This window comes from Bradyrhizobium sp. SK17 (assembly GCF_002831585.1).
GTDB lineage: Bacteria > Pseudomonadota > Alphaproteobacteria > Rhizobiales > Xanthobacteraceae > Bradyrhizobium.
Genome location: NZ_CP025113.1, coordinates 4,209,108 through 4,221,130 on the forward strand (window position 1 = coordinate 4,209,108; position 12,023 = coordinate 4,221,130).

At 63.7% G+C, this 12,023-nt stretch carries 13 protein-coding genes; 8 read left to right on the forward strand and 5 right to left on the reverse strand.

The genetic code is table 11. The features are described from left to right. The first annotated feature begins 39 nt into the window (after nucleotides 1-39). From CWS35_RS40660 to CWS35_RS19285, 4 genes are all read left to right on the forward strand, one after another. Nucleotides 40-315, forward strand: coding sequence for an OST-HTH/LOTUS domain-containing protein (locus CWS35_RS40660; protein WP_371682875.1), 276 nt, complete (start codon nucleotides 40-42; stop codon nucleotides 313-315). A gap of 166 nt (nucleotides 316-481) precedes the next feature. After that, nucleotides 482-871: a DUF1236 domain-containing protein gene (locus CWS35_RS19275; protein WP_024579647.1), complete on the forward strand. Its 390-nt coding sequence runs from the start codon at nucleotides 482-484 to the stop codon at nucleotides 869-871. A 194-nt stretch (nucleotides 872-1,065) separates the two neighbouring features. Then, nucleotides 1,066-1,617 carry a ketopantoate reductase family protein gene (locus CWS35_RS19280; protein ID WP_100953154.1) on the forward strand — a complete coding sequence of 184 codons (552 nt, stop codon included), beginning with the start codon at nucleotides 1,066-1,068 and terminating at the stop codon, nucleotides 1,615-1,617. Continuing rightward, complete coding sequence (locus CWS35_RS19285; RefSeq protein WP_100953156.1) at nucleotides 1,598-2,125, forward strand: ketopantoate reductase family protein; 528 nt, start codon at nucleotides 1,598-1,600, stop codon at nucleotides 2,123-2,125. The genes CWS35_RS19280 and CWS35_RS19285 overlap by 20 nt, the downstream gene beginning before the upstream one ends. 111 nt (nucleotides 2,126-2,236) lie before the next feature. Here CWS35_RS19285 and CWS35_RS19290 read toward each other — a convergent pair whose 3' ends face one another. Further along, on the reverse strand, nucleotides 2,237-2,839 hold the full coding sequence (locus tag CWS35_RS19290; protein WP_100953158.1) for a thiamine pyrophosphate-dependent enzyme: 603 nt from the start codon (nucleotides 2,837-2,839) through the stop codon (nucleotides 2,237-2,239). An 8-nt stretch (nucleotides 2,840-2,847) separates the two neighbouring features. After that, nucleotides 2,848-3,399, reverse strand: a complete 552-nt coding sequence (locus tag CWS35_RS19295) for a thiamine pyrophosphate-binding protein (RefSeq protein WP_100956506.1) — start codon at nucleotides 3,397-3,399, stop codon at nucleotides 2,848-2,850. A gap of 181 nt (nucleotides 3,400-3,580) precedes the next feature. On the opposite strand from CWS35_RS19295, the gene CWS35_RS19300 reads away from it, so the two are divergent. From CWS35_RS19300 to CWS35_RS19315, 4 genes are all read left to right on the forward strand, one after another. Then, nucleotides 3,581-4,546 carry a tripartite tricarboxylate transporter substrate binding protein gene (locus CWS35_RS19300; protein WP_100953160.1) on the forward strand — a complete coding sequence of 322 codons (966 nt, stop codon included), beginning with the start codon at nucleotides 3,581-3,583 and terminating at the stop codon, nucleotides 4,544-4,546. A gap of 3 nt (nucleotides 4,547-4,549) precedes the next feature. After that, a complete protein-coding gene (locus tag CWS35_RS19305; protein ID WP_100953162.1) occupies nucleotides 4,550-5,446 on the forward strand; it encodes an amidohydrolase in 897 nt (298 codons plus the stop codon). 15 nt (nucleotides 5,447-5,461) lie between these two features. Next, on the forward strand, nucleotides 5,462-6,511 hold the full coding sequence (locus CWS35_RS19310) for a hydroxyacid dehydrogenase (protein ID WP_100956508.1): 1,050 nt from the start codon (nucleotides 5,462-5,464) through the stop codon (nucleotides 6,509-6,511). Between the two features lie 836 nt (nucleotides 6,512-7,347). After that, entirely contained in the window at nucleotides 7,348-7,563 is a 216-nt protein-coding gene (locus CWS35_RS19315) for a hypothetical protein (RefSeq protein WP_100953164.1), read from the forward strand. 79 nt (nucleotides 7,564-7,642) lie between these two features. On the opposite strand, the gene ilvD is transcribed toward CWS35_RS19315, so the two are convergent. From ilvD to CWS35_RS19330, 3 genes are all read right to left on the reverse strand, one after another. After that, entirely contained in the window at nucleotides 7,643-9,487 is a 1,845-nt protein-coding gene (ilvD, locus tag CWS35_RS19320; RefSeq protein WP_024579654.1) for a dihydroxy-acid dehydratase, read from the reverse strand. A 270-nt stretch (nucleotides 9,488-9,757) separates the two neighbouring features. Continuing rightward, nucleotides 9,758-10,675 (reverse strand): phosphotransferase family protein, encoded by a 918-nt coding sequence (locus tag CWS35_RS19325; protein ID WP_100953166.1) that lies wholly within the window; start codon nucleotides 10,673-10,675, stop codon nucleotides 9,758-9,760. Nucleotides 10,676-10,989: 314 nt separating this feature from the next. Then, on the reverse strand, nucleotides 10,990-11,583 hold the full coding sequence (locus tag CWS35_RS19330) for a DUF1989 domain-containing protein (protein WP_100953168.1): 594 nt from the start codon (nucleotides 11,581-11,583) through the stop codon (nucleotides 10,990-10,992). Between the last annotated feature and the right edge of the window lie 440 nt (nucleotides 11,584-12,023).

The window sequence follows — 12,023 nt, forward strand, 5'->3', positions numbered from 1 at the left end:
AAGAAGGTGCTCGGCCAGATCGCCAGCGAAGACGGCTGGGTGACGCTTGGCGAAGTCGGACGCCAGATTACCAATGTCGCACCCGACTTCGATCAGAGGACCTACGGCTTCCGCACGCTCGGCGAACTGGTGCGCAGGACAAACGCCTTCGAGATCGATCACCCCAAAGGCGGCTCGATGCGGATCCGGATCAAGCCGGCGGCTGCACCGGCGCCGAGACGGCGAGCGCCAAGGCGGCGCGCCGAACAGAAGCCGTCGGAGGGAACAGCACGCGCTGCGGACCGCTCTGAATCGCCTCTGGACCTGAACCAATGATGAATGCCGCTTGCGACCTGCTCGAAGCGGCATTCTCATTTGCTCCGGAATCACAGCCAGTTGCTGCGGAACTGGAATGTGCGGGCAAGTCGTCGTGCGGGAACTGGAACGTCTCATTCGCTCCGATGTTGAGATGCGTCGATCAACTCGGAGGAGGAGAATGATGATGAACAAGCGTTTTGCAGTTTCCCTTGTCGCTGCCGCGTCGCTGCTCGCGTCCGGTTCGGCCTTCGCGCAATCCACGACCGCTGCGGGCGCCGCGAACGGCGCGCGGGCCGGCGGCGAAATCGCGGGTCCCGTTGGCGAGATCGTCGGTGGCACGGTGGGTGCCGCGGTCGGCGCCGGCCTCGAGATTCCGAACGCGGTGATCACCTCGATTCCACGCGACGAGCCGTCGGTGGTGGTGCGCGAACGCGTCGTGGTCGGCGAGCCGCTGCCCGACACCGTGGTGCTGCGTCCGGTGCCGCGCTACACTGAATATCGCTACGCGGTCGTCAATGATCGCCGCGTGATCGTCGACGCGCGCACCCACCGGATCGTCAAGATCATCGACTGATCGTGCGGCATTCCAGATCGTTGACATCCTCGCGGGCACATCGCCCGCGGGGCTTTGCTTGATCCCATGAATACCGCATGGCACGGGCCCGCTTTTTTCATGAAGCGGCCCGTTGGCCTGACCGCCCGATCCCCTAGACTGCACCGCAACAAGCGGACGCAACGCGTGTTCGCGTGAAAGCAGGGGACGGAAACATGGGCCGCAAGATCGCGATCGTCGGAGCTGGAGCTGTCGGCGGCTACGCCGGGGCGCATATGGTGCAGGCGGGTGAAGACGTCACCTTCATCGATCCGTGGCCCGAGCATGTCGCGCACATGCGCAAGCACGGACTGCGCGTCACCCACGCGATGGATGTCGCCGAGTTCTCGGTCCCGGTCCGCGCGCTGCACGTCACCGACGCGCAGCAACTCGCCAAGGAGAAACCGGTCGACATCGCCTTCGTCTGCATGAAATCCTACGACACCGCCTGGGCCGCCATGCTGATCCGGCAATATCTGGCCGCGGACGGTTACGTCGTGTCGTTGCAGAACTGCATGAACGAGGAGACCATCGCCGGCGTCGTCGGCTGGGGCAAGACGCTCGGCTGCATCGCGAGCAGCATCACCGTCAATCTGCCGGAGCCGGGCCACATCCACCGCGGTGCCGGCAAGGGCGGGGCGGCGCACCGTGTTTCGCGCCGGCGAGGTGCATGGCCGCATCACGTCACGGGCGGAGGAGGTGTGCCGGTTGGTCGGCCATTCCGATAGCGCCAAGGTCACTTCCAATCTCTGGGGCGAGCGCTGGTCCAAGCTGGTCGCCAATGTGATGGGCAACGGGCTGTCGGCGTGCACCGGCCTGCCGGGCAGCGAGGTGCTGCAAAGCGAGCCGCTGCGCCGCTTCTCGACCCGGCTCGGCAGCGAGGCGATCCGCGTCGGCCAGGCGCAGGGCTATCAGCTCGAGGAGATCCTGCACCTGCTGCCCGAGACCATCGCCCGTGCCGGCGAGGGCGACGAAACCGCGATCCGCGCCTGCGACGAGCAGCGCTTCAAGGACAGTAAGCGCACCTCGTCGGCGCAGCGCCCCTCGATGGGCCAGGACATGCAGAAGGGCCGCCGCACCGAGATCGAATTCCTCAACGGCTTCGTGGTCCGCGAGGGCGAGAAGCTGGGCCTTGCCTGCAACGCCAACGCCGCACTGACCGACATCGTCAAGCGCGTCGAGCGCGGCGAGCTGAAGCCGGACCCACGGCATATCACCGAACTGCGGATGAATTGAGTGCTCGTCGTCATTGCGAGGAGCGTAGCGACGAAGCAATCCATCTCTCCACATGTGCGGAAAGATGGATTGCTTCGCTCCGCTCGCAATGACGGTACTTAGGCAGTTTTCCTACAGCAGCTGCCGCACTCCCATCCCATGCATGAAGCGCTCGCGGATCTGCACGGGGTCGCGCCTCGTCGTGCCGGTGCCCGGCTTGTCGTCGATGCGGACGCCGATCAGCGTGGGGCCGGGAGCCGATTTCGACTGCTCGATCAATCGGTCGAAATCGTCCTCATCGGCGGCCCAGGAACTGTTGGCGAGGCCGCTGGCGAGTGCGATTGCGACGATATCGGTATGGCTCGCCGCCGGGGTCGGCTGGCTGCCGGTGATCTGGTAGATGCCGTTGTCCATCACCACCATGGTGAGGTTGTTCGGCGCCAGCGTCGCGATGGTCGAGAGGCAGCCGAGCTGCATCAGCAGCGAGCCGTCGCCTTCCAGCGCGAACACCCGTCGCTTCGGTTGCGCCAGCGCAACGCCGAGCGCGATCGGAAACGCAAGTCCCATGCTGCCCAGCATGTAGAAATTCTCAGGCCGGTGGCCGGCGGCCCAAAGATCAAAGTTGGTGTTGCCGATGCCGCCGATCACGGCCTCGTCCTTTAGCTTTGTGACGAGGCGCTGCGTCAGATCGAAGCGGTTCATCACCTTGGTGTTGCGCGCGGGCGTGCTGGTCATGGCTGATCTCACTTGTCGAAGGTCTTGCCGCCGGTCAACAGCGGCGAGAGGATCAGCGCCACCGGCGCCTGGGTGGTGATCGCCTGCTTGATCGAACGGTCGGCGATGAATTCGAGCTCGTCGAGCCGGGTGACGGTGTGGTGCTCCATCGCCAGCGAATCCAGCACCGGGCGCATGGTGCGGCAGACCAGCGCCTGGCCGTAATTGAACTCACCGAGCGTGCCGCGCTCGGAGACGAACATGATCAGCGGGATCTGGTAGGGTACTGCGAGCGAGGCCAGCACGTTGGCGAGCGTGGCAAAGCCCGAGGTCTGCATCAGCACCGCGCCGCGCGTGCCGGCCATCCAGGCGCCGGAGACGATGCCGACGGCCTCTTCCTCGCGTGCGGTCGGAAATGTCGTGAAATACGGGTCGGCGTCCAGGTTCTTGATCAGGGTGGTCAGCACCCGGTCGGGCACATAGGGCACCAGCCTGATCTCGTTCCGCTTCAGCGTCTGCAGCACGATGTCGTGCCAGGTCGTCCCCGATGTCTGGGACGAGGCTTGTTCCGCGGCCGCCATCCTGTTCTCCCTGCTCGCGCGACGCTGATGTTCGCTTTCGGCTCGAAACTTGACGCTGACCATGTGATTGTCAACATGCCGTGGTCGCAACGCGATCTGCGGAATTCAGCCATCGCGACGCCAGACCGGCGTGCGATAAAAACGGCAAAGGAACGGAACGATCAAGGGACGGGAGGCGTCGATGGCCGGATGGGCCTGGCGGACCGCCATTGCAGCAGCGGCCATGCTTGCGGCCGGCTTCGCGTCGGCTCAGCCGTATCCGGCCAAGGCCGTTCATATCCTCGTTCCCTATCCACCCGGCGGCGGCGTCGACGTGCTGACACGCACGTTGGCCGAAACCGTGTCGAAATCCTGGACGCAATCGATCGTGGTCGAGAACCGGCCCGGCGCCGGCGGGGTCATCGCCTCGCAGGCGATCGCGACCTCGGCGCCCGACGGCTACAATCTGATCATGGTGGCGAGCGGCCACGCCACCAATCCGTTCCTCTATCCGAAGCTGCCCTACGACACGTTCAAGGATTTCTCGCCGATCTCGCTGTTGGCATCGTCGCCGAACGTGCTGCTGGTCCGCGCGGACTCCCCGTTCAAGTCGGTCGGCGACGTCATCGCGGCGGCGAAGGCCAAGCCGGGCAGCCTGTCGTTCGCCCATGCCGGCAACGGCACCTCGACCCATCTGGCCGGCGAGTTGCTCAATAGTCTCGCGAAGATCGATCTCAGGGCGATCCCCTACAAAGGCGGCGCGCCGGCGATCAACGACCTGCTCGGCGGGCAGATTCCGATGTCGTTCAACAACGGACCGGAATCGGTCGGGCAGTTGCAGGCCGGCACGGTCCGCGCGCTGGCGGTGACGACGGCGTCGCGCGCGCCGCTCCTGCCTGACGTGCCGAGCATGTCGGAGACCGTGCCGGGTTACGACACCGAGGTGTGGTGGGGCCTGCTCGGACCCGGCAACATGCCACCCGATCTGGTGGCGAAGATCTCGCGCGATTTCGTCGCGGCGGTGAATACCGATGATGTGAAGGAGCGGCTCGGCAAGCTCGGTGCGATCTCGATCGGCTCGACGCCCGACCAGTTCGCGGCCAAGATCAAGGCCGACTACGACAAATGGGGGCCGATCATCAAGGCCGCCGGCATGAAGGCGGAATAGCAGATGGCCGCGTCAGAGATCCCTGCCTGCCTGCCGCCGCGTCCGGTGACGCCGCCGCGCGAGAAGCTGCCGGTGAAAGCCTGCGACACCCATGCGCATGTGTTCGGGCCGGCCGACCGCTTCCCCTATGCCGGCGATCGCAGCTACACGCCGCCTGACGCGCCGCTTGCGAGCTATCTCGGCATGCTCGACGCGCTCGGCTTTGCCCGTGGTGTGCTGGTGCAGGGCAGCGCGCATGGCCGCGACAATTCGGCGATGCTGGATGCCTTGCAGCGCGAGCCTGCGCGGCTGCGCGGCGTCGCGGTGGCCGATGCTGACGTCGCGGCGGGCACGTTGCGGCAATGGCACGTGCTTGGCATACGCGCATTGCGCTTCAACCACTTCTTCCGCGGCGGCCAGTTGCACTATCGCGGCGGCATTCCGCTCGGCGTTGCCGAGACCCATGCGCCGGTGATGGCCGAGCTCGGCTGGCACCTGCAACTCTGGATCGACGTCAAGGACTTGCCCGACACGATCCCGGTGCTGAAGGCATTGGGCCTGCCGGTCGTGGTCGATTACATGGGCCGCACCGATGCGCGCGCCGGCGTCGACACCGCGGGCTTTCAGAGTCTGCTGCGCGCGGTCGGTGAGGGCTGGTGTTGGGCCAAGCTCTCGGGTGCGCATCGCCTCAGCCTTCAGGCGCCCGACTATCCCGACGCGCGGCCGTTCCATGAGGCACTGGTGTCGGCGAACCCCGAAAGGCTGGTGTGGGGCGGCGACTGGCCGCATCCGCGGGTCGAGGGCGAAATGCCCGATGCTGGCCATCTGCTCGACTTGTTTCACGAATGGACGCCGGATGCCGCGACCCGTCACCGCATCCTCGTCGACAATCCCGCAAGACTCTATGGCTTCCCAAACTGAGAGTTGCTCGAAGACATGACCGTCAACAACAAGCGCGTGTTCTACGTCAAATACCTCGCCCACGAGATCTATGCCGATACCCTGAAGAAGCGGCCGGATGTCCGGCTCGATCGCCTGGAGAACGAGACGCCGGAGGCGCAATTCGCGCCCGTCCTGGCTGACGCGCATGCCTATCAGATCGGTGCGGCACGCGATGAGCTGGCGCCGCACTTCCATGCCCATGCCGAGCTGCTGAAGCGGGCGCCGAACCTGTTGATCGTCTCCTCGAACGGCGCCGGCTTCGATCCCGTCGACGTCGAGGCCTGCACTGCGGCGGGCGTGCTGGTCGTCAACCAGTCCGGCGGCAACGCCAACTCGGTCGCCGAGCACGCGCTCGGCATGATGCTGACGCTGTCGAAGCGGATCATCCAGTCCGACCGCCGGCTGCGGCGCGAGGCCAATGTCAACCGCAACGACCTGATCGGCAACGAGCTGAAGGAGAAGACGGTCGGCATCGTCGGTCTCGGCAATGTCGGCCGCCGCATCGCCGAGCTGTGCAAGGGCCTCCTGCACATGAAGGTGATCGCCTACGATCCGTATCTGACGGCCGACGAGATGGCGAAGCGGGGCGGCGAGAAGGTCGAGCTCGACGATCTCTTGCGTCGCGCCGACTTCGTCTCGATCTCCTGTCCGCTGGACGGCAAGAGCCGGGGCATGATCGGCGCGCGTGAATTCGCGCTGATGCAGCCTCATGCGTACTTCGTCACGACGGCGCGCGGCTTCATCCATGACGAGAAGGCTTTGGAAGAGGCACTGAGGGACAAGCGCATCGCCGGTGCCGGCCTCGACGTCTGGGCCAAGGAACCGCCGCCGCCGGATCATCCGCTGCTTCAGTTCGACAACGTGCTGGCGAGCCCGCACACCGCCGGCGTCACCCGCGAGGCGCGCATCAACATGGGCCGGATCGCCGCCGAACAGATCCTCGACGCGCTCGACGGCAAGCGCCCGCCGCGCATCATCAATCCCGAGGTCTGGCCGGTGTATGCCAAGCGGTTCGAGCAGGCGTTCGGGTTCATGCCGGGATAGGGCGCGGTAGTCGGTCTCGCCTTTGTCAGGTGAGCACACTTGTCAGGCTCCCTCTCCCCTTGCGGGAGAGGGTGGGGAGAGGGGTGGCCCTGGGCGAGATCATTGATGAAGCCACGGCTGTCGCAATTCGCACCCCGTGACGTTCAAGCCCGGAGTGAGAGAGCACCCGTGTGGTACCCCTCTCCCTAGCCCTCCCCCGCAAGGGGGGAGGGAACCATGCCATGGTGCATCCCTCACCAGAGAGGTGGGCCGTAGCTGCGCCCGGCCAAAATGTCGAAAACAACCCCATGCAAAGCATGGTGGCGGCTGTCGCGTTCGGTCAGGCACCTTGGCGGGTCGGGCAACTCAGGGGTACATTTCCAATATTCCTAAATCGTTAGGTGGGCCGGGTTGCGAACGAGGATGCCGCTGCGGGAGGCCATCGTGCGCACGCGCTGCTGCGCCCAAAAGCAGCGGAGAAAATCTCCTTCGCCAACGCCTCGATTGGGGCAATAAACCCACTGCCAAAGCCCCGTCCGGCAGCGCGGTCGTTGTTATTTCCCTTGAGATATCGACGGCTTAGCCGGAAATCGCCATCTTCCCGGTGTGCCCGACCAATTCGGGCACGGAAGGAAGACGTATCATGCGACAGGTCCAGTCATTGCTCCGCAACGCGCCCGCCAGGATCGGCCGTCGTCTTGCGCAGATCGTCGCGATTGCCGCCGCCAGCCTGCCGCAGGCCGGCGCCTAGTTTTCCCCCGCTGCGACGCTATGTGCGTCGAATTAACTCAGTCCCACCTCGTGTCGGTGCTAGCGTGTGATCCCCGGGCTCTGCCGGTGCAGCAGGGAGGGTTTCCATGTCACGCTTCGTCGTTCACTTCATGAAGGACGTGCTCGGCGGCAATGGCCGCCAGCGCGAGGTCTGCCAGGGCGCGCTCGAGATCGACGCCGTGAGCGAAGGTCAGGCCACCGAAATGGCCAAAGTCAAATTCTGCCAGGAGCAATCGCTGTGCGACTGCTCGCTGCATGCCGACCGCATCCGGATCGATGCGGCCGACTTGCACGTGAGCTGATCAGACGGGTTTCGTGTGTGGCCTGCGGGAATCACCTCTCCCCGCTGGGGAGAGGTCAGGGAAGCTGCGGGCGCCGCGATCACTCCGGCAGGATGCGCACCGCGCCCTTGGCGGCGCTGCTCGCGAATGCCGCGTAGGCCTTCAGCGCGGTGGAGACGGCGCGCTTGCGCGGTGCCGCCGGCTTCCACGCGGCGTTGCCCTTGGCGTCCATCGCCGCACGGCGACGCTTGAGCTCGGCATCGTCGACCGCGAGGTGGACCTTGCGGTTCGGGATGTCGAACTCGACGATGTCGCCTTCCTCGGCGAGACCAATCAGGCCGCCTTCGGCGGCTTCAGGCGAGACGTGGCCGATCGACAGGCCCGACGATCCGCCGGAGAAGCGGCCATCGGTGATCAGCGCGCAGGCCTTTCCGAGCCCCTTCGACTTCAGATAGCTGGTCGGATACAGCATCTCCTGCATGCCCGGACCACCGCGCGGACCCTCATAGCGGATCAGCACCACGTCGCCGGCCTTCACCTTGTTGGTGAGGATGCCCTCGACCGCCGCGTCCTGGCTCTCGAAAATGCGCGCCGGGCCTGAGAACTTCAGGATGCTCTGGTCGACGCCGGCGGTCTTCACGATGCAGCCGTCCTCGGCAAGATTGCCGAACAGCACGGCGAGGCCGCCGTCCTTGGAATAGGCATGCGCGGCGTTGCGGATCACGCCGTTCTCGCGATCGGCGTCGACCTCATCGAAGCGGCTGTTCTGGCTGAAAGCCTCCTGGGTCGGCACGTTGCCCGGTGCGGCGCAGTAGAAGTTGCGCACCTTGTCGCTTGATGTCCGCATCACGTCCCAGCGGTTCAGCGCGTCGTCCAGCGTCGTGCTGTGCACGGTCGGGCCGTCGGTGGTGAGCAGCTTGGCGCGGTCGAGCTCGCCGAGGATCGCCATGATGCCGCCGGCGTGATGCACGTCCTCCATGTGGACGTCCTGCACCGAGGGCGCGACCTTGCAGAGCACCGGCACCTTTCGGGAAAGCCGGTCGATGTCGTTCATCGTGAACGGCACTTCGCCTTCGCGCGCCGCGGCGAGCAAATGCAGCACGGTGTTGGTCGAACCGCCCATCGCGATGTCGAGCGTCATCGCGTTCTCGAACGACTTGAAGTTCGCGATGTTGCGCGGCAGCACCTTGGCGTCGTCCTGCTCGTAATAGCGGCGGGCCAGATCGACGATCAGATGGCCGGCCTCGACGAACAGGCTCTTGCGGTCGGCATGGGTCGCCAGCACCGAGCCGTTGCCGGGCAGCGCCAGGCCGAGCGCCTCGGTCAGGCAGTTCATCGAATTCGCGGTGAACATGCCGGAGCAGGAGCCGCAGGTCGGGCAGGCCGAGCGCTCGATGGCCTCGACCTCTTCATCCGTGACGTTGGAATCGGCGGCCGCGACCATGGCGTCGATCAGGTCGACTGCGCGCTTCTTGCCCTTGAGCAGGATCTTGCCCGACTCCATCGGGCCGCCCGAGACGAACACGGTCGGGATGTTCAGGCGCAGCGTCGCCATCAGCATGCCGGGCGTGATCTTGTCGCAGTTGGAGATGCAGACCATGGCGTCGGCGCAATGCGCGTTGACCATGTATTCGACGCTGTCGGCGATCAGCTCGCGCGAGGGCAGGCTGTAGAGCATGCCGTCATGGCCCATCGCGATGCCGTCGTCGACCGCAATGGTGTTGAACTCCTTGGCAACGCCGCCGGCCTTCTCGATCTCGCGCGCCACCAGCTGGCCGAGATTCTGCAAATGGACATGGCCGGGCACGAACTGGGTGAAGGAATTGACCACCGCGATGATCGGCTTGCCGAAATCCTCGTTCTTCATGCCGGTGGCGCGCCAGAGGCCGCGTGCACCCGCCATGTTGCGGCCGTGGGTGGTGGTGCGGGAGCGATAGGCGGGCATCGTAAATCCTTGGGCTATGGCCATTTTTTAAGGGAGATGGCAGCCCTTATGCCTGCCCGTGGGGGCGGATTCAAGCGCGGAACCGCATGGCTGAGCCCCGCAATTCGGGCAATGCCGCGCCGCCGGCTTGAGCTCGGTCGGTCAGGTGCATCTGGCCAAGCTACATCTGTATCCGGCCAAGCTAGAAGGGAGTCCATTTTGCCGAGGAATCGGCGGAGAGCTTACTCTTGTTGAGTCCATCTTCTGGACAAAGCTGAGTCGAAGGGAAGGCTACTTTGCAGTGCGCGGCCTTAGCTTCGCTGCCACCTCGTCACAGCGCTTCATGGCCCAGCAAAGCTCAGGAATTTCTTTCGCGACGGCGCATTCATAGACTTGCGCGAGGCCGATCCGCAACTGGTAGCAACCCAGCGCGAGCGCATCGTGGGAGAGGTCGGGGCAATGGTCCTCAAGGAAGCGCGCTTGCGCTTCCATGCAAGCAAGCCATGGACGCCAAAAGAAGATGTTCGCAACGTCATATAGAGGATCACCGAACATCGCCTCGCTCCAATCGATGACGCCCGTGATTGTCACGCCATCAGTCAGGACGTTGTTTGACCCAAAATCCGCATGAACCAGCCTTCGTGTTTCTGGGCATCCTGACAACAGGTCTTGTAACTTGCTCATATGCTCGGCGCACCAGCGCGAGCTCACCAGCGCATTGACGCGGCTCCAGTCATACCGATGTGGATCGGCGACGGCTGCCAAGAAATCCCTCCAGTGCGTGTATTCACCGACACCACGGGAATCGAACGGACCGAAGCCTGTCGTCTCGGGAAGTGGCGCATCGGCGATCGCCTGCATGGCTTGGGCCACCGCCGCGGTCACGCCCGGCAACGCTGCTGGCGCCAGGTCCTGCAGCGTTACGCCTGCCGCGCGCCTTGAGATGCAGTATGGCAGATCTTCTGTCTCACCTATCAAGACTATTTCGGGGATCGGCAGAGCGGCTGACCCGAACTGTTGATGGCAATATGCATCCTTATGGAATCCTGACGGGGACCGGTTTGCGCGGACGATGAACTCCTCGCCACCGACACGAATGCCGAAAGCCAGCGACTCCTCACCCGGCGAAACGCGGTGCACTGCGGACACATGACCAAAGTCGCGTGTCACAGCCGCCAATATGGTGTCTTCGGAGATTGCAGGTCTCATAACTTCTTCCCAGTTGAACGCTTGCGGCCCAGCAAGGCTGTTGCGATTTGGGGTGTAGAACTTGCATCGCAGCACCGGTCATTGTTCGACCAGGCGAGCTTCAAGTGCAGCCCTAACGAAGAGGTCATGGAGATCATCCAGGGCGGATCGGTGTCGTGGCAGCCTGGGCGACAGCGAGGATTGGGATTCTAACCTGATACGCTTCATCATTTGAGTGAAAGCTCAGTGACCCAATAGGCCATGTCAACGATGATCCGCGAACGCTGCTACTCCAATCAACGCTGGATGAAATCCCCATGGTAGGCCACCCTTTGCTAGGTGATGGTGACTTCTATCGATGTGCATTTGCTGCCGTTGGTCGGATGAAAATCAACTGAGCAAGCCGTTACAACTATGAGCAGATCGTCCTCGGCGCGAAGAACAACGTAACCGCCTGGTGGGTTGATAGAGGGGAGTACCTCCAATCGTCCGTCTGGCCGCGGGGGCGAGTTCTGAAAAAGATTCACGGGGTCTGGAACAGTAGGCAGCGTGACACCTGCGCGCGACAATGCTTTCAAGAAATTGTCCCGGCAATTGGGATGCCCGTGGAGGCCGGCCCTGACGTAGAGCGCATCGTCGCAGGGTGGAAAGAGCATATCATGAGGTCCGGGAGAGCCGGATTCAATCAGCGTCAACAGCGGTTTGCTTTGCTTGCTGTAGAAGCTATCTCCCACATCTGGAAACATCTTTTCATTGATGTCCCGGGTATGACCAGTGCTGATCCAGTCCATGGGCTCACTTGATGTAATCGCCCAGAAGTCGGCCACCTGCTGTCCGTCTGGATCGGTCACGGTGATATGTTCGCCACATGCAACTCGGATGGAGCAGCCACTCCGAGGCTCGACGACGTAGTTTCGCGGCGTTTTCATCTTGCCAATCGCTTTCTGGAAGGTTGAGTGTCCGGGAAAGTGGGCCTGCTATACGGTTGCTCCAAGACAGTCTGGATTGGCTCCATTGCACGGAGCGGCAATCGTGTCGGTCGGTTCGGCCGTCCTATTCTTGCCGGTGTATCTCGCCGTAAACGGCTTTCGCGTTCCCGCTGCTCCGCTTTCGGACATTCTCTTCCAAGCCACGTTTCAGGGTATTGCCGCAACTGTTCTTTCTCTATTTCTGTACGGCAAGGCGATAACAATCCTTGGCGGATCGGCGGGAGCGGCATTCGGAGCGCTTGTGCCCGCGCTTGCACGGGATCTCGAAAATCGACGACGATGCTGCTCTAAACCGCTTCAGACGCAGGTAGAATATGGGTGCAGAAGGCGGTCTCAGCGAGACGACTCAGCCTTGTCCGGAGAATCAGCATTTTCGACTC

Excerpts from the sequence above, each read along its gene's own strand:
- CWS35_RS19275 (WP_024579647.1), top strand. The coding sequence starts at position 482 with ATGAACAAGCGTTTTGCAGTTTCCCTTGTCGCTGCCGCGTCGCTGCTC.
- CWS35_RS19280 (WP_100953154.1), top strand. The coding sequence starts at position 1,066 with ATGGGCCGCAAGATCGCGATCGTCGGAGCTGGAGCTGTCGGCGGCTAC.
- CWS35_RS19290 (WP_100953158.1), bottom strand. The coding sequence starts at position 2,839 with ATGACCAGCACGCCCGCGCGCAACACCAAGGTGATGAACCGCTTCGAT.
- CWS35_RS19295 (WP_100956506.1), bottom strand. The coding sequence starts at position 3,399 with ATGGCGGCCGCGGAACAAGCCTCGTCCCAGACATCGGGGACGACCTGG.
- CWS35_RS19300 (WP_100953160.1), top strand. The coding sequence starts at position 3,581 with ATGGCCGGATGGGCCTGGCGGACCGCCATTGCAGCAGCGGCCATGCTT.
- CWS35_RS19305 (WP_100953162.1), top strand. The coding sequence starts at position 4,550 with ATGGCCGCGTCAGAGATCCCTGCCTGCCTGCCGCCGCGTCCGGTGACG.
- CWS35_RS19310 (WP_100956508.1), top strand. The coding sequence starts at position 5,462 with ATGACCGTCAACAACAAGCGCGTGTTCTACGTCAAATACCTCGCCCAC.
- CWS35_RS19315 (WP_100953164.1), top strand. The coding sequence starts at position 7,348 with ATGTCACGCTTCGTCGTTCACTTCATGAAGGACGTGCTCGGCGGCAAT.
- ilvD (WP_024579654.1), bottom strand. The coding sequence starts at position 9,487 with ATGCCCGCCTATCGCTCCCGCACCACCACCCACGGCCGCAACATGGCG.
- CWS35_RS19325 (WP_100953166.1), bottom strand. The coding sequence starts at position 10,675 with ATGAGACCTGCAATCTCCGAAGACACCATATTGGCGGCTGTGACACGC.
- CWS35_RS19330 (WP_100953168.1), bottom strand. The coding sequence starts at position 11,583 with ATGAAAACGCCGCGAAACTACGTCGTCGAGCCTCGGAGTGGCTGCTCC.